An 18,939-nucleotide genomic window follows, 5' to 3' on the forward strand; every position below is an offset into this window, starting at 1 on the left:
TGCGAGATCCGTGTCTCCTGTCGTCTCGGGGGATCCACTCATGACTCGCAGCACCCGGCGCGCCCGCGCCCTCGCGTCCGTCGCGCTCGTCGCCGGCCTCGGCCTCTCCGCCGCCGCCGTCACCGGCGCTCCCGCCCAGTCGGCCGCGCCGGCCGGCGACTGCGCCGTCGCCTTCCCGGTCGACGAGCTGACCGCCGACGACGCGGTCACCGGCCTCACCGTCACCCGTGGCACGACGCCGGAGGGCTTCACCGGCCGGGTGCTCGGCGTGCTCGACGACGGCGTCGGTCCCGGTCTCGACATGGTCATGGTCCGCCTCACCTCGCCCGAGATCGACCGGGTCGGGATCTGGCAGGGCATGTCCGGCTCGCCGGTGTACGCCGCCGACGGCCGCCTCATCGGCGCGGTGGGCTACAGCCTGGCGATGGGCAGCTCGACGGTGGCCGGGGTGACGCCGTTCGAGCAGATGGACGACTACCTGGCCGCGCCCGAGGACGTCGCGGTCGACGGCACGGCCGCCCGCGCGATCGCGCGCCGCACCGACGTCTCTCTCGCACAGGCCCGTCAGGGCTTCGCCCAGCTCCCGATGCCGCTCGGCGTCGCCGGCGTCGGCGCCGCCCGGCTGGCGCAGGCGGCCGACCGGGCCGGCGACCGCACCTGGGTCCCGCGCTCGGCGTACGCCGCGGGCCGGGCCGGGGCCGCGGCCGCGGACGTCACGGACATCGTCGCGGGCGGCAACCTCGCGGCCTCCACGGCGTACGGCGACGTCACCATGTCCGGGGTCGGCACGGTCACCTCGGTGTGCGGCGACCGGGTCGTGGGCTTCGGCCACCCGGCGGCGTACCTCGGCGGCACCACGATGGCCCTGCACGGCGCGGACGCGCTCTACGTCCAGGAGGACCTGGTCGCGGGCTTCAAGGTCGCCAACCTCGGTGCCCCGCTGGGCACGATCACCGACGACCGGCGCGCGGGCATCGCGGGCACCCTGGGCGTCCTCCCGGACACGACCGACATCAGCGCGGGACTGACCTACGCCGAGCGGAGCCGCACCGGCGTCTCGCACGTCAGCATCGACAGCCCCGACACCCTCGCCCTCACCACGTTCTACGGCCTGCTGTCGAACTTCGACGCGGTCGTCGACGGGCCGGTCCGCGGCACCGAGTCCCTGGCGTGGACGATCACCGGCACGGACCGCAACGGCAGGCCGTTCGAGCTGACCCGCGAGGACCTGTACTCGGGCGGCAGCTCGCTGCCCTTCCGCCTCGGCTTCGAGATGGGGGACCTGGTCTACGCGCTCGCGCAGCTCTCCGGGATCACGCTCGACACCGTCACGACGACCGGCGAGCTGACCGACGACCAGTCGTCGTACTCGATCGCGAAGGTCGAGGTGCGCCAGCGCGGCCAGTGGATCGAGATCGGTCGCCGGACCACCCTGCTCGCCCGCGGTGGGCAGGACCTCGCGGCCCGGGTGACCGTGCGCGGCAACGGCGCCACCACGGTGCTGCCGACCACCGTCGAGGTGCCGACGAACCTCCCGCGGCACCGCGGCTTCCTGCAGGTGCTCGGCGGCGAGTCCGCCGGCTCCGGCCGGATGCCGCGCAACGTGCACGACGTCCAGGCGTGGCTCGACGGCCAGGTGCGCAACGACCAGATCCTCGTGACGGTGTCGCGTCGTCCGCAGCGCGGCGGCGGGTACCTGGACCTCATCCTCATGGGCCGCAAGGACGCCGACCAGCGGCAGTCGCGCGTCGTGCTCGGCCCGCTCGACGGCGTCGTCCGCGGGTCGGTGCTCGCCCCGGTCTTCGCGCGCTGAGGCCGGCCGCGGCGCGGGTCGGACGTAACCGGCCCGGCGCCGCGGTCGTTGGCCGGGCGTGAAGCCCCGACTCGTCCCGACCCTCGCCGCCGCCCTCGCTGCCGCCTTCGCCGCCACCCTGACGACGACGCTCGTCGCGCCGCCCGTCTCCGCCGAGGAGACCCGCGGGGTGCTCGAGCGCCGCGCCGACGACGTACGCCGGGTGGCGTTCGTCGGCAACAACTGGGCCGGCACGGCCGACGTGCTCGCGCCCGGCTCGTTCGAGCGGCTCGGGCGGATCAACGTGATCCCCGACTACGACGAGCGGATGCAGGAGATCACCACCAACCCCTACCGGCTCGGCTACTTCCTCGGCATCCGCACGCTCATCGGCGAGGGCCACGACCAGTTCGTCGACGACATGTACTCCTCGAACGACGGCCGGCTGCTGATCGTGTCGCGTCCGTCCTTCGCCGACGTGGTGGCGATCGACCTGCGCACCCAGGAGATCGTGTGGCGCTTCGCGGTCGACGGCGTCCGCGCCGACCACATGGCGATCTCGCCGGACGGCCGGACCGTGGTGGTGAGCGCGTCGACCGGGAACGTCGTGCACGCGCTGAACATCGCCGACGGCACCGAGGTCGGGAGGTTCCCCTCCGGCGGGTCGCCGCACGAGAGCGTCTACCTCGACGGCGGGAGGAAGATCCTCCACGCCAGCATCGGCATGGTCTACAGCCCGCTCGACGACCCTGCGCTCGACCCCACGAAGCAGGAGCGGCGGTTCCAGCTGGTCGACGCCAGGACCTACGAGGTCCTCCGGGAGTACGACCTCCGCGCGGCGCTCGACAAGCGGGGGCTGGACGACTTCAGCACCGCCGTACGCCCGATGACCCTGTCGCCGGACGAGAAGACGGTCTACTTCCAGGTGTCGTTCTTCCACGGCTTCCTCGGCATGGACCTCGCCAGCGGCCGGATCAGCAAGGTCGTGCGGCTGCCGAACCTCGTCCCGGACACGCCGCGGGAGCAGTACCTCCTCGACTCCGCGCACCACGGCATCGCGATGAGCCCGGCCGGCACGAAGATCTGCGTGGCCGGCACGATGTCGGACTACGCGACCGTCGTCGACGCCCGCACCTGGAAGCGCGGCAAGCTGCTGAAGAAGGCGGACGGCAAGCCCTACTGGGTCACCCAGAGCTGGGACGGCAGGTCCTGCTACATCTCGTGGAGTGGCACCGACCAGGTCGCCAAGATCTCCTACCGGACGGGACGGATCACGCGGACCGCACCCGTGGGCGACCACCCGCAGCGGGTCCGCAACGGCTTCGTCCAGACCCGCCTGGTCACCGGCCTCCCGGACTGACACCTGATGGGAAACGCCGAGTCGGCGCTGTCTCAGCTGAGACAGCGCCGACTCGGCGTGGGGGGTCAGGCCTGGGCGAGCGCGAACTCGACCTTGCCGCTCGGGTCGACCGCGGCGTCGAGGATCTTGTCGTCCAGGAGCTCGGCCGCGGACTGCTCCAGGTAGATCGTGGCGCCGCCCTGCTCGACGACCTGGTCGCCGGGCTCGGCCTGCTGGGCCGCGGAGACCGCGAAGGCCGTCTCGGGCGTGTCCTCGGTGGTGATGCGGAGACCGGCCGTGTCGGGCAGGCCCGGCTGGTGCGTGATCTCGTTGACGATGGCGCTGGCGTTCTCGGTGAGGGTGAGCATGGCTCGCCTTCCGGATAGCGGTTGCTTACCCGTTCCACCGTCCCCGATGACCCGCCTCGACTCAAGTCCGCGCCGGGCGCCCGGGCGTGTCGCGCGGTCTGGCACGCTGTGCCCATGAGTGGGCCCGGGAGTGTGCGCAGCGTCGACCTGACCAAGATCGGGGAGGGCCGGTTCAAGGCCACCAACGCCCGTGGGGGAGTGCTGCCCGTCGGGTCCGGCGACGACCCGGACTTCACCCCGGTCGAGCTGCTGCTCGCGGCGATCGCCGGCTGCAGCGCGATCGACGTCGACCTGATCACCCGCAAGCGGGCCGACGCGACGACGTTCGAACTCGTCGCGACCGGCGAGAACGTGCGCGACGAGCAGGGCAACCACCTGGTCGACCTGAGGCTGACCTTCGAGGTCCGGTTCCCCGAGGGGGAGGCCGGCGACCGCGCGCGCGAGGCGCTGCCGCGCTCGATCGCCCAGTCGCGCGACCGGCTCTGCACCGTCGGCCGGACCGTCCAGCTCGGGGCCCCGATCGAGTACGTCCAGCGGTAGGCCGGAGCTGACCGGGCGGTCGTCCCCGCGCTAGTCGACGGTGACCGACTCGATGTCGACCGCCTCGACCGGCCGGCCGCTGCCGTCGGGGTAGGACCGGTCGCTGCCCTGCTCGGCGACGCCCTGGATCAGCTCGACGGTGGCCTCGTCGAAGCTCCCGAAGACCGTGTAGTCCGGCGGCAGGGGCGTGTCGCCGTACACGAAGAAGAACTGGGACCCGTTGGTGTCGGGGCCCGCGTTGGCCATCGCCAGCGTGCCGGCCGGGTAGGTCTCCTGGCCGGTCAGCTCGTCGTCGAAGCTGTAGCCCGGGCCGCCGGAGCCCGAGGCGGACGGGTCGCCGCACTGGAGCACCGCGATGCCGTTGTCCTCCGCGGTCGTGAGCCGGTGGCACGTGGTGCCGTCGAAGTAGCCCTGCTCGGCGAGGGAGAGGAACGAGTTGACCGTGCACGGTGCCGCGTCGGCGTCCAAGGTGAGGGCGAAGTCACCGGCGCTCGTCGCCGCCGTGACCGGCACGCTGCCCGTCTCCGTCGCGGCGGCCGACGGGGGCTCGACCCCTTCCTCGGCCGCGGGCTGCTCGCTCTGCGGGTACTCGCAGCTGACGCCGTCGGTGGCGGTGACGTCACTGCTCGCCTCGTCGTCCCCGCACCCGGCGAGGGTGAGCAGGCCGACCAGGGCGAGGGGCAGGGCGATCCGGCGCAGCAGCATGGCCCGCATCCTAGGAGTTGCGCCCCCGGGCGACGACGGCCCACCTCTCGCCGGCGTCCGTCCAGAGCTCGTCGGCCAGGTTGACCGCGGTGCAGACGTGGTTCGGCACCACGTCGACGACGCTGCCCAGCGTGGGCAGCTCCGCACCGGCGAGGTCGACCACGCAGTGGTGCTCGGAGAGCTGCACCACCCGCGCGTCCGGGTACGCCGGCAACCGGCCCCACCCCGTCGCGTAGGTCGCCCGGTCGGCACCGAGGGCCTTGCTGCCCGAGTCGAGCACGAGCCGGCCGGACGCGTGGCTCACGACGGTCGCGCGGCAGACGAGCGAGATCTCGTCGGGCGCCATCGCCCCGAGCTCCCACTGCTGGGCGTCGCCGAAGACGTAGACCCCCGGTCGCAGCTCGGTCAGGATCTCGGTGTCGCTGTGCGCCAGGCTGGGGGTGGAGCCACCGCTGACGACGTCCGGCTCGAGCCCGGCCGCGCGGAAGGCCTCGACGGCCTCCGTGAGCGCGCGCGCCTCGTCGGCGGCCGCCGCGGCCCGGGCGTCGGCCGCATAGCTGTGACCCGGGAAGGTGTAGATCCCTCGCACCGGCAGCCCGGCCTCCACCGCGGCCGCGGCCAGGCGTCCCGCGTCCTGGGGAGGCACGCCGCTGCGGTGGTGTCCGCTGTCGACCTCGATCATCGCGACGACACCGGTGCCCTCGAGCAGGCGCGCCGACCGCTCGGCCGACGCGGCGGAGTCGACGCCGATCGCCAGGTCGACGGTGTCGGCGAGGCCGCGCAGGCGCCGCGCCGCGTCCTCGGTCACCCACAGCGGATAGGCGATGAACAGGTCCTCGACGCCGTGCTCCGCGAACGCCTCGGCCTCACCGATCGTGGCGACGGTCAGGCCGATCGCGCCCGCGTCGAGCTGGAGCCGCGCGATCTCGGCGCACTTGTGGGTCTTCGCGTGCGGCCGCAGCGCGACCCCCGCGGCGGCGGCCCGCTCGGCGACCTGCGCGACGTTGGCCCGCAGCCGGGCCTCGTCGATGCACAGGTGGGGCGTCCTCACATCTCCTCGTGGGTGTCCGGGTCGCCGCCGAACAGCCGTCCGTCGGGTCGGCCCAGGCCCGTGATCGCCTTGACCTCGTCGTCGGTCAGCTCGAAGCCGAAGACGTCGAGGTTCTCGCGCTGCCGCTCCGGCGTCGCCGACTTCGGGATCGGGACCGACCCGAGCTGGACCTGCCACCGCAGGATGACCTGGCCCGGGGTGACGCCGTACTTCTCGGCGGCCGAGACGATCGGCGGCTCGGTGAACGGGGCCTGCCGCTTGCCGAGCGGGCTCCACGACTCGGTGCGGATGCCGTAGCCGGCGTGGACGTCGCGCATCACCGCCTGCGGGAAGTACGGGTGCAGTTCGATCTGGTTGACCACCGGCGTCACGCCGGTGTCGTCGATGATCCGCTCGAGGTGCTCGGCGGTGAAGTTCGAGACGCCGATCGAGCGGACCAGGCCCTTCTCGCGCAGGTCGATCAGGGCGTGCCAGGCCTCGGGGTACTGGCCGACGGTGGGGTTCGGCCAGTGGATGAGGTGCACGTCGAGGTGGTCGAGCCCGAGCCGCTCCAGCGACTCGTGCGTGCTGCGGATCGCGTCGTCGTAGGCGTGGTGGCGGCCCGGGATCTTCGACGTCACGACGATCTCGTCGCGTGGGACGCCGCTCTGCCGGATCGCCTCGCCGACCTCGGTCTCGTTCTCGTAGTTCACCGCGGTGTCGATGAGCCGGTAGCCCACCTCGAGTGCGCTGCGCACCGCCGCGACCCCGTCCTCGCCCTTCAGCGGATAGGTGCCGAAGCCGATCGCCGGGAGGGTGGTGCCGTCGTTGAGCTCGTACGTCGGGATCGCCATGCGGTCCAACGTACTCACCTCTCGTCGGTGGACTGGGTGTGTCGCGCCGCCTTGAGCCGCGCCTCGTAGGCGTGCCGCTGGCCGCCGGTGAGCGTGTCCCGGGCCTCGGTGACGAACCGCTGGAAGTGCGAGTAGTAGGTGTCGTCGTACCCCTCGACCATCTGGAAGGTCCACATGCCCGGCAGCACGTTGCGCCCCACGAGCTCGCGGTCGATCCGGTCGGCGAGGTCGGTGTGGCCGGCCTCCCGGAGCAGCTCCACGGCTTCGCCGAGGGCGAAGTCGGCGGTGCCCGAGCGCCGGTGGAAGTGGTAGAGGCTGCCGCGGGCCTCCTCGATCACCTCGAAGGCCTCGGACAGCTTGCCGACGGCCTCCACGGTCGCGTGGTCGAACCCGTCGTCGTGCTGGGTCACGCGGTGAGGACCTCCTGCGCGGACACGGCCCCGTGCTCGTCCTGGATCGCGTCGGCCAGCCTCTTCACGTCGCCGTCCGGCACGTCGACGCCGGCCTCGGCGCACCCGTCGCGGAGCTCCTGCTCGACGGTGCCCTCGGTCGCGCCGTCCTGCCAGGAGGTGACCCGGTCGACGACGGCCTGGACGGCCTCCAGCTTCTCGGTCTCGTATCGCTCGGTCATGCCGGCGACGTACCCACGGGTCGCGTGAGGCACGCTTCTCCCGTGCTCGACCGGATCTGGCAGGACGTCACCGGCACGCAGCCGCCGCCGGGGGAGGGGAGCGTGCTCGCGACCGCACTGGTGGCGCTGGCGCTCGTGCTCGTGCCGCGGGCGTGGCAGCTGGCCCGCCACGTGGTGACGATCGCGCACGAGGGCGCGCACGGCGTCGCGGCGCTGGTCAGCGGCCGGCGCCTCGCCGGCATCCGGCTGCACTCGGACACCTCCGGGCTGACGGTCTCCAAAGGCCGGCGTACCGGGCCCGGCATGGTGCTCACCGCCTTCGCCGGGTATGTCGGTCCGGCGCTCCTCGGCCTGGGCGGCGCGTTCCTGCTGCGGGAGCGGCACGCCCTCGCCGTCCTCTGGCTGGCGGTGCTGCTGCTCGGCCTGCTGCTGGTCCAGATCCGCAACTTCTTCGGCCTCTGGATCGTGCTGCTGGCCGGCGTCGGCGTGGTCGCCGTGACCTGGTGGGGGAGCGACCCGGCGCAGTCGCTGGCGGCGTACACCGGGACCTGGTTCCTGCTGCTCGCCGCGCCGCGTCCGGTGCTCGAGCTCCAGCAGCTGCGGCGCGCGGGACGGGCCCGGGACTCCGACGCCGACATGCTGGCCCGTCTCACGCCGCTGCCGGGTCTGGTGTGGGTCCTGGTGTTCCTGCTCGTGACGCTCGGCTGCCTCCTGCTGGGCGGTCGCTGGCTGTGGGCGGGGGCGTAGGTTCGGGACGTGCGCATCGGCATCCACTACGCCAACTTCTCCCACCCCGAGTGGGAGTCCCGCCTCACCGACCGGCTCACCGAGACCGCGCGCGTCGCGGACCAGGGCGGGGCCGCGATGTTCACGGTGATGGACCACTACTTCCAGATGGAGATGCTCGGCGGTCCGCCCGAGCCGATGCTGGAGGGCTACACGACGCTGGGCTACCTCGCCGGCCAGACCGCCAACGTCCGCCTCGGGCTGCTGGTCACCGGGACGACGTACCGCCACCCCGGCCTGCTCGCCAAGATCGTCACCACCCTCGACGTCCTCTCGCGCGGCCGGGCGATGCTCGGCATCGGCGCCGCCTGGTACGACCGCGAGCACTACGGCCTCGGGGTGCCGTTCCCGTCGACGGCCGAACGGTTCGAGCGGCTCGAGGAGACCCTCCAGGTCGTCCGGCAGATGTGGAGCGACGAGGACGGCGCCTACGCCGGCCGGCACTACGAGCTCGCCGAGACCGTGAACGTGCCCCCGCCGGTCCAGCGGCCGCACCCACCGATCCTCATCGGCGGCAGCGGCGAGCGGAAGACGCTGCGGCTGGTCGCGCAGTACGCCGACGCCTGCAACATCTTCCCCGAGGGCGTGGACGGCGTGCGCCACAAGCTCGACGTCCTGCGCCGCCACTGCGACGACCTCGGCCGCGACTACGACGCGATCGAGAAGACGATGCTCTGGAACGGCGACCCGGCCACCGACCCGGACTCGTTCCTCACCGACATGGCCGAGTACGCCGCCCTCGGCATGTCGCTGGTGACTCTCATGCCGCCCACCGACGACCCGGTCGCCTGGACGACCCAGGTGTGCCAGGACGTCGTCCCGCGGCTGGCTGACGTCTGAGCGCTGCCTGCGCCGCCCGGGCGCGCGGTTTGGTCACCAACCGCAGATCCCAGGCCCCGTTCTCTGCGGTTGGTGACCGAACCGCAGGGGAGACGAGAGTTATGTCACCTTGGTGCCGTACATCTCGCCGAGCGGGTCGGCGATCAGCTCGACGCGGGTGCCGTCGGGGTCCTTGAGGTAGATGGAGGTGCGGCTCTCGAGGAGGTAGTCGACGCCGGCGGCGTCGAGCTTCTCCTTGAGGTGCTGCCAGCGGTCGGGGGCCACGGAGATCGCCAGGTGGTGCAGGCCGCCGAGCACCTCGGCGTACGGCCCGACGTCGAGACCGGGGAAGTCGAAGAACGCGATCAGGTTGCCGTTGCCGATGTCGAAGAAGAAGTGGTTGGAGCCGGGGTAGTCCCGGTTCTCGAAGATCTCCGTGAGCGGGAACTCCAGCAGCTCCTGGTAGAACCGCACGGTCGTCTCGACGTCCGCGCAGACGATCGCCACGTGGTGGAGGCCGCGGGCCGACGAGGCCGGGCGATCCGCCTCGTCGGCGACGTAGGTGTCACGGATGCGGTCGCGCTCCGCGATGATGCGATCCAGATCGAGGTCGGCCATGACGCGACGTTACTCCAGACTTCAACCAGTCCGTCAGCCGGCGTCCGGGACGTCGTCGAACGTCGCCGGCCGGGTCAGCCAGTCCCAATGGTCGCGCGGCCAGATCACCGCGAAGACCTTGCCGACGACCAGGTCGGCATCGACGAAGGCCTCGTCGGGGTCGCAGGTGTCGTCGTTCTCGCGGCACAGGTGGTAGCTGCTGTCCGCGGACTCGGCGCGGTTGTCGCCCATGACGAAGACGTGCCCAGCCGGCACGGGCCCCGCGGTCCACTCGCAGTCACCCGGGCCCTGGGGACCCCGGCACTCGACGGTGTCGGCGTTGTTGACGTAGTCGTCCTCGTCGAGGACCTGGCCGTTGACCGTGATCCGCCCCTGCTCGTCGCAGCAGACGATGGTGTCGCCCTCGACTCCGATCACGCGCTTCACCAGGTGCCCGCCGGTGGGGTAGAGGCCGATCTTGGCCATCGCCCGCGCCACCGGGTTGGTCGGTCCGGCCTTCTCGTGCGCCGGCAGCCAGTCGCCCGGGTCCTGGAAGACCACGACGTCGCCGCGCTCGGGGGAGCCGCCGAACCAGTAGGACGGCTTCTCCACCAGGATCCGGTCGTCCTTCACCAGCCCGGGGACCATCGAGGGGGAGGGGATGTAGAACGCCTGTACGAACAGGGTCTTGATCAGCACCGCGAGCCCTACCGCGATCACCAGCAGCAGCAGGGTCTCCTGCCACCACGGTCGGTGCTTCTTCTTCGGCTTCCCCCTGGCGTCGGTCACGGGGCGAGCCTAGACGGCACCGTGTTCAATCGAGGGTTTCGCGGTGCTGCTCCGTGCCCTGCCCGTCGCGGGGGCGGATCAATCGAACGATGCCGGCTCCGTGTGCATGAAGAGCTGGTCGGACGTCACCTGGCCCAGTGACGCGGCCGCGCTCGTGGCGGCGCTGCAGACCTGTTCTCACGCCAGGCCTCGCGTGGTCAGCGCCAGCCGCGATGTCGCTCGTGGCCATCGTGGAGGGGGAGGCACGCTCGGGCGCCTCTGATAAACAGAGTGACATAATGTCAGTTATCGGCGAACAACCGAGAAGCACGGACCGCCCGTGTGAGGACAACGATCAGTGCGCCGGCGAGTAGTCCGCCGACCGTGAGCACCGTGAAGACGACGAGCACGTTCTCGACGAACGCCACTCCCGAGAGACTCGTCGGGCTCTCCCACGGCGACGTGAAGCCCATCCGGTCCGGCAACGGCGGATCGAGAGAATGCTGATCCTGGCGGATCCACGCCCACGGCCACCCCAGGTCGACGCTGCGCTGCCCGGCCTGTGTCGCCACGAGCTCGGTGTCCCGGAGTGCCGTCGCAAGGACGATGGCGAGTGAGAGCACGAAGGTCGGGATCGCCCCGAACGCCGTCAGGGTGACCAGCCGGCGACGTGTCCCACCAAACGCCGAGACGTCGTCGCTCAACGTCGCCGGTTGCATCCTCGAAGTAGAACACGAGGCCGTGCTGGGCATCTGCTCGATCGGCGAATCTGCGCGGATTCAGAGCCCCACGCGCGCACCAGGGCGCTAGCGTGCTGACTACCCCGATGCGACACCGATGTCGTTCGGCAGGAACTCATCGACACCGGTGTGATTCACGCGCCGACGTACGCCGCCAGGTGCTGGCCGGTGAGCGTCCGCTTCTTCGCGGGTGCGCCGACTAGATCGGCCGGCGTGCCCTCGAACACCACGAGCCCGCCGTCGTGGCCGGCGCCGGGGCCGAGGTCGATGATCCAGTCCGCGTGGGCCATCACGGCCTGGTGGTGCTCGATCACGATGACCGACTTCCCGGAGTCGACCAGGCGGTCCAGGAGGCCGAGGAGGTTCGCCACGTCGGCCAGGTGGAGGCCGGTCGTCGGCTCGTCCAGGACGTAGACGTCGCCCTTCTCCCCCAGCTGCACGCACAGCTTGAGCCGCTGTCGCTCCCCGCCGGAGAGCGTGCTGAGCGGCTGGCCGAGCGTGAGGTAGCCGAGGCCGACGTCGACCAGCCGTTCGAGGATCTTCACGGCCGCCGGGATCCTCGCCTCTCCCCCGCTGAAGTGCTCGAGCGCCTCGGTCGCCGACATCTCGTGCACCTCCGCGATGTCCTTGCCGCCCAGCGTGTGCTCGAGGACCTCGGCCCGGAAGCGGCGGCCCTCGCACTCCTCGCACGGCGACTCGACGGTCGCCATCGGGCCGAGCTCGGTGAAGATCACCCCGGCGCCGTTGCAGGTCGAGCAGGCGCCCTCGGAGTTGGAGCTGAACAGCGCCGGCTTCACGCCGTTGGCCTTGGCGAACGCCTTGCGGATCGGCTCGAGCAGCCCGGTGTACGTCGCCGGGTTGCTGCGGCGCGAGCCCTTGATCGCCCCCTGGTCGATGATGATCACCTCCTCGCGGCCGGCGAGCGAGCCGTGGATCAGCGAGCTCTTGCCGGACCCGGCGACGCCGGTGACGACGGTGAGCAGCCCGAGCGGGACGTCCACGTCGACGGCGCGCAGGTTGTGCGTGCTGGCGCCGCGGATCTCGATCTGCCCGGTCGCCTCGCGGACGGAGTCCTTGAGGGACGCACGGTCGTCGAGGTGCGTGCCGGTGATCGTGCCGCTCGCGCGCAGGCCGTCGAGGTCGCCCTCGAAGCAGATCGTGCCGCCGGCGGACCCCGCGGCGGGTCCGATGTCGATGACGTGGTCGGCGATCGCGATGGTCTCCGGCTTGTGCTCGACCACCAGCACCGTGTTGCCCTTGTCGCGCAGCTGGAGCAGCAGGTGGTTCATCCGCTCGATGTCGTGCGGGTGCAGGCCGATGGTGGGCTCGTCGAAGACGTAGGTGACGTCGGTGAGCGACGACCCGAGATGCCGGATCATCTTGGTGCGCTGGGCCTCTCCCCCGGACAGCGTGCCGGCGGGCCGGTCGAGCGAGAGGTAGCCCAGGCCGATCTCGGAGAACGAGTCGAGCAGGTGCAGCAACCCCTTGAGCAGCGGGGCGACCGACGGCTCGTCCAGCTCGCGCACCCATTCGGCGAGGTCGCTGATCTGCATCTCGCACAGGTCGGCGATGGACTTGCCGCCGATCTTCGACGCGCGCGCCTCGGGCGTGAGCCGGGTGCCTTCGCAGTCCGGGCAGGTCTGGAAGGTCACGGCCCGCTCGACGAAGCGGCGGACGTGCGGCTGCATCGACTCGACGTCCTTGGAGAGCATCGACTTCTGGATCTTCGGGATGATCCCCTCGAAGGTGAGGTTGACGCCCTCGACGTTGATCTTGGTCGGCTCGGCCCACAGCATCGTCTCGAGCTGCTTCTTGCCGAAGGACGCGATGGGCTTGTCCATCGGCAGGCCCATGCCCTCGAACAGCCGGCCGTACCACCCGTCCATCGAGTAGCCGGGCACCGTGAGCGCACCGTCGCGGAGCGACTTCTCCTCGTCGTAGAGGGCCGTCAGGTCGATGTCGTTGACCTTGCCCATGCCCTCGCACCGCGGGCACATGCCGCCGAGATAGACCTCCTGCCGGGCGATCCTCCGTTCGGTGCGGCCGCCCTTCTCCGTCGTCATCATCCCGCTGGCCTTGCGGGTCGGGACGTTGAAGGAGTACGCCGTCGGCGGCCCCACGTAGGGATCACCGAGCCGGCTGTAGAGGATCCGGAGCATGGCGTTGGCATCGGTCGCGGTCCCGACGGTCGACCGCGGGTTGGCGCCCATCCGCTCCTGGTCGACGATGATCGCGGTCGTGAGGCCCTCGAGGTGGTCGACGTCCGGCCGGGCCAGCGTCGGCATGAAGCCCTGGACGAACGCGCTGTAGGTCTCGTTGATGAGCCGCTGCGACTCGGCCGCGATCGTGCCGAACACCAGCGAGCTCTTGCCCGACCCGGAGACGCCGGTGAAGGCGGTCAGCCGGCGCTTCGGGATCTCGACGCTCACGTCGCGGAGGTTGTTCACCCGGGCCCCGGTCACCCGGATCAGCTCGTGGCTGTCGGCGGCATGCGGGTCGCTGTTCGTTCCGGCCACGGCACGACCCTAGCGGGACCGGCCGACCTGGAAGGGCTCCAGGATCGGCCGAGGCCGGCGAGGTGCGCCACCGTCCGGTCGGCCACAGCATCAGGGACGCTGCCCGCCTCCACCGGCGGGAGGCACCCATGGCCCGGCCGGACTAGACCGACACCCCCCGCCCGGGGCATTGTCCCGCAAACCCCGCGCGCGGCGGAGGGCCGCCCTTTACCTTCGTGACCGATGTATCCGGTCCGGTCGACGGGCCTCCTCTCCCAGGAGAGCGAGCCACGGCCGTGAGACCGGACATCACGTTGGGGGGCATTTCCGAGGCTCGAGGGGAGGTAGAACCATGTGGGACACCGTCCAGCCGAACGCTGAGCACCTCACGCACGACATGCCGTGCCCACACTGCGGGCACGCCCTCCACGTCTACCTCGAGTGCGGGGATGGGTGTGATTGCGTGCCGGTGCGGCCGAGCAAGCTCGCGCAGCTCGTCACCGTCTGACCAGCACCACCCACCCTTCGACCCACCTCCACCGACCCCCTCCCGGAGCGTCGGCCGGGCGCAGCGTCTCGGCGCCTCAGCCGACAGGGTCGACGGTCGCCACCCGCTTGAGCACGGGCAGTTCCGGGCGGCCGTCGACCTCCCCGGCGTTCCACCACATCCGCAGGCCGGGCGGGCCGATCTCGAGCACCGCCAGGTTGTTGTCGTACCAGGGGCCGTGCGTGACCTTCCACCGCAGCGGCTCCAGCGGCACCCGGCCGGCCAGTGACAGCAGCCGGCCGGCCCACCCCGTCGTACGCCGGGCGGCGCCCGCCGTGAAGCCCTGCATGACCCGCGGCAGCGGGTTGCGGATCGGCGAGCACACCGCCTGGAGGATCCGGGTCGTCGCCAGGCCGCCGCGCGGCCAGGCCTCGGCGACGTAGCTGTGGTGCACGTCGCCGGACAGGAACGTGATGGTGCGCGGCGGCCGGCCGCGCCGGCCGGTCGCGACCTCGACGACGATCTCCGCGACGTCGCGGAAGCCCTGCTGGAAGGCCGCCCAGTGCTCGAGGTCCGCCGCCTGGCGGCCCCGCTCCCCCAGCCACTTGCCCGGCGGTCCCCAGGCTCCCTCGGCGATCGACTCGCCGAAGGACTCGATGTGGTGCAGCCCCGGCGCCAGCAGGAACGGCAGCGAGGTGCCGACCAGGAGGTGGTCGACATCGCCCTGGAGCTGGGCGTCGAGCCACATCAGCTCACCGTCGTCGAGCATCGACCGGCGGTCCGGCTCGAGCACGCGGGCCGCGCGGGAGTCGACGACCACCAGCCGAGCCTGGGTGTCGAAGTCGCGCGAGAAGCTCCACCGGTAGGTCTCGGGGTGCTGGTCCGCCCGGTCGGCGAGCGCGTCGAGCAGCTCGGTCACGTCGAGCTCGTCCGGGCCCTCGTGCTCGGCGATCCGCTTCCAGAGCTCGTCGGCGTGCCGCTCCTCGGGGCCGAGGTTGCCCAGGTGCTGGTAGACCCAGTACGACCCGAGTCCGCCGACGACCCGCTCGTGCCACCAGTCGGTGGACTCCATCGCCTGCCGCCAGGTCCAGCTGGTGTTCCAGTCGTCGCGGATGTCGTGGTCGTCGAAGATCATCGCGCTCGGCAGCGTCGAGAGCAGCCAGCGGTTCGCGGGGTCGCACCACGCGATCGAGTAGAGGTGGGCGTACTCCTCGAAGTCCTTGAGCTCGTACCACGGCGCCTGCTCGGGGTCGCGCCGCCGCTCGATGAACTCCCGCATCTCGTCGCTGGTCTCGTCGGCGTACACCTGGTCGCCGAGGAACAGCACGAGGTCCGGCCAACGCTCGTCCTCGTCCTCGCTGGCGTCGGTCAGGCCGGCCATGTGCAGGGCGTAGGCGCGCAGGGCGTCGACGCCGAACTTCGCGTTGCCCTCCTCGTCGTGCGGCACGCTGACCCGGCAGGAGCCGAACCCGAGCCGCAGCGGCTTGCCGGGCAGCAGCGTCGGGATGATCGAGGGCGGGAAGTCGGCGAAGTCCGGGTCGGGCGCGGGCCAGACCCGCTCGCCGTCGACGTCCACGGTGTACGGCGTCTTCGAACCGGGCTCGAGGCCGGTGACCTCCACGAGCGCGTAGTGGTGGCCGTGCGCCCCGAAGGTGCGCGCCGAGGCGCTCCGCTCCCCTGCCGTCACGGTCACGACGGCCGCCTCCGCCGTCTCCACCCAGATGGTGGCGGAGCAGTCGTCGACGTACCGGAGCAGTGGGCCGAGTGTGAGCACGACCCGAACCTAATACGATGCAGCCATGTCGACCCCCGTGAAGCCCTCCGGCTCGTCCGTCCCGGCCGTCCCGGCGGCGCCCGCCGCTCCGCTCGAGCCGGTCCCGGTGCTGGCCCCGTTCGGCTGGATGTTCATCATGCTCGCCGGCTCCGGCCTGATGCTCGCCACGTGGATGCTCTACCCGCTCGACGCCGACGGCATGTGGGCCGGCTACCGCGACGGCGTCATCGCGACCGCCGTCGTGGTCTCGGCGCTCGCGCTGAACATCTCGCTGCCGAAGAAGCCGTTCCTCGGCCTGCTCGCCCTCTGCGGCATCCTGCTCGTGCTGTTCGGGCTCTTCCTCGACAACCCGACCAAGGTGCTCGTCTCGGAGGTCCTCGCCGGCGGCGTGCTCCTCGCGGGCACCGCGCTCTACGCCAGCGGCCACCGCGACTGACGCCGTCCGGCGGTCCGGCTACGGCTGGATGATCACCTTCACCGCGCGCCGCTCGTCCATCGCCGCGTACCCCTCGGCGACCCGGTCGAGCGGCAGCGTGCTGTCGAAGACCAGGCCGGGCTCGATCGAGCCGGCCAGCACCAGGTCGAGCAGGTCGGGCAGGTAGCGCCGGGTCGGCGCCATGCCGCCGGCGAGCCCGATGTTCTTCTGGAACATCCGCCGCAGCGGGAGCTCCACGCCGTGCGGTACGCCGACGAAGCCGACCGTCGAGCCCGGGCGGGCGATCCGGAACGCCGTGTCCATGGAGTCGTTCGTGCCGACGCACTCGAGCACCGAGTCGGCGCCCACGCCCCCGGTGAGCTCCATGATCGCGACCACGCCCGCCTCGCCCCGCTCGGCGACGACGTGCGTGGCACCGAACTTCCGGGCGATCTCCTGGCGCGGCGCGTGCCGCGACATCGCGATCACCTGCTCGGCGCCGAGGAGCCCGGCGGCCAGTACGCCGCACAGTCCCACCGCGCCGTCGCCGACCACGACCGCCGTACCGCCCGGGCCGACGCGCGCGGACACCGCGGCGTGCCAGCCGGTCGGCAGCACGTCGGAGGTCGTCAGCACCGACGGCAGCAGGGAGGCCTCCGGGACGCCGCCGGTCTTGACGAGGCTGCCGTCGGCCTGGGTCACGCGGGCGTACTCCGCCTGGCCGCTCGTGGTGAAGCCGAGGTTGTCGCACGCGTTCTGCGCGCCGGCCCGGCAGTGCGTGCAGGTGTTGTCGCAGTGGTCGAACGGCACGACGACGAAGTCGCCGGGCCGGACCGACGAGACGGCCGAGCCGACCTCCTCGACGATCCCGACGCACTCGTGGCCGATGGTGTCCCCCGGCCGGATCGGGTTCTCGCCGCGGTAGGGCCACAGGTCCGAGCCGCAGATGCACCCGGCGACCACCCTCACGATGGCGTCCGTGGGCGCCGCGATCGTCGGGTCCGGGACGTCGCTGACCCGGATGTCGCGGGTGCCGTGGATGGTCGTCGCTCGCATGGGACCATCCTCCCAGCCACCCCGGTCCCGCGGCGCGACACCCCGGGCCCCGTGAAGTTGCCTTATCTCACATGTGAGTTACCGTGGCTGTATGAGCGAGGGATACAAGAACCGGATCGGGAACCTCATCCGCGACGCGCGCAAGCACCGCGGTCTGACCCAGCACCAGCTCGCCGACCTCCTCGGGACCAGCCAGAGCGCCATCAACCGGATCGAGAAGGGACACCAGAACATGTCCCTGGAGATGCTCGCCCGGATCGGCTCCGCCCTGGACTCCGAGATCGTCGCCGTCGGTGCCGGCCCGACCCACCTGCGGATCACCGGCCCCACGACGCTGTCCGGGGAGATCGACGTCAAGACGTCGAAGAACGCCGGTGTCGCGCTGCTGTGCGCCACCCTGCTCAACCGCGGCCGCACCACGCTGCGCAAGGTCGCGCGGATCGAGGAGGTCAACCGCCTCATCGAGGTGCTCACCAGCCTCGGCGTCCAGTGTCGCTGGCTCAACGACGACAACGACCTCGAGATCGTGCCGCCGAAGGAGCTCGACCTCGGCCACGTCGATGCCGAGGCCGCGCGCCGTACCCGCTCGATCATCATGTTCCTGGGCCCGCTGCTGCACCGCGCGGACACCTTCCAGCTGCCGTACGCCGGCGGCTGCGACCTCGGCACGCGCACCGTCGAGCCGCACATGTCGGCGCTGCGGCCCTTCGGCCTCGAGGTCAAGGCGACCGAGGGCCACTACCAGGCCGAGGTCAACCGGACCATCGAGCCGGGCCGCCCGATCGTGCTCACCGAGCGCGGCGACACCGTCACCGAGAACGCCCTGATGGCCGCCGCCCTGCACCCCGGCACCACCGTGATCCGCAACGCCTCCTCGAACTACATGGTCCAGGATCTGTGCTTCTACCTCGAGCGGCTCGGCGTGCAGATCGAGGGCATCGGCACGACCACGCTGACCGTCACCGGCTGCGTCGACATCGACGTCGACGTCGACTACGCGCCGAGCGAGGACCCGATCGAGGCCATGTCGCTGCTCGCCGCCGCGATCGTCACGAGCTCCTCGATCACCATCCGCCGGGTGCCGATCGAGTTCCTCGAGATCGAGCTCGCGCTGCTCGAGGAGATGGGCCTGCGCTACGAGCGCTCCCCCGAGTACGTCGCCCTCAACGGCCACACCCGGCTCGTCGACATCACCACGAAGCCGTCGACGCTGCACGCGCCGCTCGACAAGATCCACCCGATGCCGTTCCCCGGCCTCAACATCGACAACCTGCCGTTCTTCGCGGTGATCGCGGCGGTCGCCGAGGGCCAGACCCTGCTGCACGACTGGGTCTACGAGAACCGGGCGATCTACCTGACCGACCTCAACAAGCTCGGCGCTAAGGTCAAGCTGCTCGACCCGCACCGGGTGATGATCGAGGGCCCCACGTCGTTCACCGGCACCGAGCTCGTCTGCCCCCCGGCGCTGCGCCCCGCCGTGGTCATCCTGCTCGCCATGCTCGCGTCGAAGGGCACCTCGGTCCTCCGCTCGACGTACGTCATCCACCGCGGCTACGAGGACCTGGCCGAGCGTCTCAACCAGCTCGGCGCCTCGATCGAGACGTTCCGGGACATCTAGCGTTCGGCTATCGGACGCGCGGTTTGGTCACCAACCGCAAGGTGGGAGCGCTCCCGGTTGTGGTTTGGTCACCAACCGCGGAGGGAATCGCCCCGGACACCGCCCCACCGCCGAAACCACGTCCG

Annotated in this window: 19 protein-coding genes; 7 read left to right on the forward strand and 12 right to left on the reverse strand. The window is 71.4% G+C overall.

Annotation, left to right across the window (positions count from 1 at the left end; translation table 11 throughout):
- Positions 1–40 precede the first annotated feature (40 nt).
- Positions 41–1,813: a hypothetical protein gene (locus ACYQ0U_RS18730; RefSeq protein WP_459975397.1), complete on the forward strand. Its 1,773-nt coding sequence runs from the start codon at positions 41–43 to the stop codon at positions 1,811–1,813.
- 58 nt (positions 1,814–1,871) lie between these two features.
- Positions 1,872–3,152 (forward strand): YncE family protein, encoded by a 1,281-nt coding sequence (locus ACYQ0U_RS18735; protein ID WP_459975398.1) that lies wholly within the window; start codon positions 1,872–1,874, stop codon positions 3,150–3,152.
- 65 nt (positions 3,153–3,217) lie between these two features.
- On the opposite strand, the gene ACYQ0U_RS18740 is transcribed toward ACYQ0U_RS18735, so the two are convergent.
- Positions 3,218–3,499 carry a Fe-S cluster assembly protein HesB gene (locus tag ACYQ0U_RS18740; RefSeq protein WP_459975399.1) on the reverse strand — a complete coding sequence of 94 codons (282 nt, stop codon included), beginning with the start codon at positions 3,497–3,499 and terminating at the stop codon, positions 3,218–3,220.
- Positions 3,500–3,613: 114 nt separating this feature from the next.
- Between ACYQ0U_RS18740 and ACYQ0U_RS18745 the strand changes: the two genes are divergently transcribed.
- Positions 3,614–4,039 carry an OsmC family protein gene (locus ACYQ0U_RS18745; RefSeq protein WP_459975400.1) on the forward strand — a complete coding sequence of 142 codons (426 nt, stop codon included), beginning with the start codon at positions 3,614–3,616 and terminating at the stop codon, positions 4,037–4,039.
- 30 nt (positions 4,040–4,069) lie between these two features.
- Here ACYQ0U_RS18745 and ACYQ0U_RS18750 read toward each other — a convergent pair whose 3' ends face one another.
- The 5 genes from ACYQ0U_RS18750 to ACYQ0U_RS18770 are packed head-to-tail and all read right to left on the reverse strand — an operon-like array spanning position 4,070 to position 7,259.
- Positions 4,070–4,744: a peptidylprolyl isomerase gene (locus ACYQ0U_RS18750; RefSeq protein ID WP_459975401.1), complete on the reverse strand. Its 675-nt coding sequence runs from the start codon at positions 4,742–4,744 to the stop codon at positions 4,070–4,072.
- 10 nt (positions 4,745–4,754) lie between these two features.
- Complete coding sequence (locus ACYQ0U_RS18755; RefSeq protein WP_459975402.1) at positions 4,755–5,795, reverse strand: alanine racemase; 1,041 nt, start codon at positions 5,793–5,795, stop codon at positions 4,755–4,757.
- The gene (locus ACYQ0U_RS18760; RefSeq protein WP_459975403.1) at positions 5,792–6,628 is read right to left on the reverse strand and encodes an aldo/keto reductase; all 837 of its coding nucleotides are present in this window, start codon (positions 6,626–6,628) and stop codon (positions 5,792–5,794) included. The genes ACYQ0U_RS18755 and ACYQ0U_RS18760 overlap by 4 nt, the downstream gene beginning before the upstream one ends.
- A gap of 14 nt (positions 6,629–6,642) precedes the next feature.
- Positions 6,643–7,038 (reverse strand): hypothetical protein, encoded by a 396-nt coding sequence (locus ACYQ0U_RS18765; RefSeq protein WP_459975404.1) that lies wholly within the window; start codon positions 7,036–7,038, stop codon positions 6,643–6,645.
- Positions 7,035–7,259, reverse strand: a complete 225-nt coding sequence (locus ACYQ0U_RS18770) for a hypothetical protein (RefSeq protein ID WP_459975405.1) — start codon at positions 7,257–7,259, stop codon at positions 7,035–7,037. Before ACYQ0U_RS18770 ends, ACYQ0U_RS18765 begins: the two co-directional genes overlap by 4 nt.
- A 42-nt stretch (positions 7,260–7,301) precedes the next feature.
- Between ACYQ0U_RS18770 and ACYQ0U_RS18775 the strand changes: the two genes are divergently transcribed.
- Together ACYQ0U_RS18775 and ACYQ0U_RS18780 are read left to right on the forward strand one after the other, a co-directional pair.
- Positions 7,302–8,006 (forward strand): M50 family metallopeptidase, encoded by a 705-nt coding sequence (locus tag ACYQ0U_RS18775; protein ID WP_459975406.1) that lies wholly within the window; start codon positions 7,302–7,304, stop codon positions 8,004–8,006.
- Positions 8,007–8,015: 9 nt separating this feature from the next.
- A complete protein-coding gene (locus ACYQ0U_RS18780; protein WP_459975407.1) occupies positions 8,016–8,885 on the forward strand; it encodes an LLM class F420-dependent oxidoreductase in 870 nt (289 codons plus the stop codon).
- 99 nt (positions 8,886–8,984) lie between these two features.
- Here the strand turns inward: ACYQ0U_RS18780 and ACYQ0U_RS18785 are convergent, their stop codons facing one another.
- The 5 genes from ACYQ0U_RS18785 to ACYQ0U_RS18805 form a co-directional block, all read right to left on the reverse strand.
- Entirely contained in the window at positions 8,985–9,482 is a 498-nt protein-coding gene (locus tag ACYQ0U_RS18785; protein ID WP_459975408.1) for a VOC family protein, read from the reverse strand.
- Positions 9,483–9,515: 33 nt separating this feature from the next.
- On the reverse strand, positions 9,516–10,250 hold the full coding sequence (gene lepB / locus ACYQ0U_RS18790; protein WP_459975409.1) for a signal peptidase I: 735 nt from the start codon (positions 10,248–10,250) through the stop codon (positions 9,516–9,518).
- Between the two features lie 281 nt (positions 10,251–10,531).
- Positions 10,532–10,933, reverse strand: a complete 402-nt coding sequence (locus ACYQ0U_RS18795) for a hypothetical protein (RefSeq protein WP_459975410.1) — start codon at positions 10,931–10,933, stop codon at positions 10,532–10,534.
- 170 nt (positions 10,934–11,103) lie between these two features.
- Positions 11,104–13,485 carry an ATP-binding cassette domain-containing protein gene (locus ACYQ0U_RS18800; protein WP_459975411.1) on the reverse strand — a complete coding sequence of 794 codons (2,382 nt, stop codon included), beginning with the start codon at positions 13,483–13,485 and terminating at the stop codon, positions 11,104–11,106.
- 563 nt (positions 13,486–14,048) lie between these two features.
- Positions 14,049–15,725, reverse strand: a complete 1,677-nt coding sequence (locus tag ACYQ0U_RS18805) for an alkaline phosphatase D family protein (RefSeq protein ID WP_459975412.1) — start codon at positions 15,723–15,725, stop codon at positions 14,049–14,051.
- Between the two features lie 25 nt (positions 15,726–15,750).
- Here ACYQ0U_RS18805 and ACYQ0U_RS18810 point away from each other — a divergent pair, with 25 nt between their 5' ends.
- Entirely contained in the window at positions 15,751–16,161 is a 411-nt protein-coding gene (locus tag ACYQ0U_RS18810; protein WP_459975413.1) for a hypothetical protein, read from the forward strand.
- Positions 16,162–16,179: 18 nt separating this feature from the next.
- On the opposite strand, the gene ACYQ0U_RS18815 is transcribed toward ACYQ0U_RS18810, so the two are convergent.
- Positions 16,180–17,196, reverse strand: coding sequence for a zinc-dependent alcohol dehydrogenase family protein (locus ACYQ0U_RS18815; protein WP_459975414.1), 1,017 nt, complete (start codon positions 17,194–17,196; stop codon positions 16,180–16,182).
- A gap of 91 nt (positions 17,197–17,287) precedes the next feature.
- Between ACYQ0U_RS18815 and ACYQ0U_RS18820 the strand changes: the two genes are divergently transcribed.
- Positions 17,288–18,814 (forward strand): UDP-N-acetylglucosamine 1-carboxyvinyltransferase, encoded by a 1,527-nt coding sequence (locus ACYQ0U_RS18820; RefSeq protein ID WP_459975415.1) that lies wholly within the window; start codon positions 17,288–17,290, stop codon positions 18,812–18,814.
- The last annotated feature ends 125 nt before the right edge of the window (positions 18,815–18,939 follow it).

The sequence above is a fragment of the Nocardioides pyridinolyticus genome, from assembly GCF_054653575.1.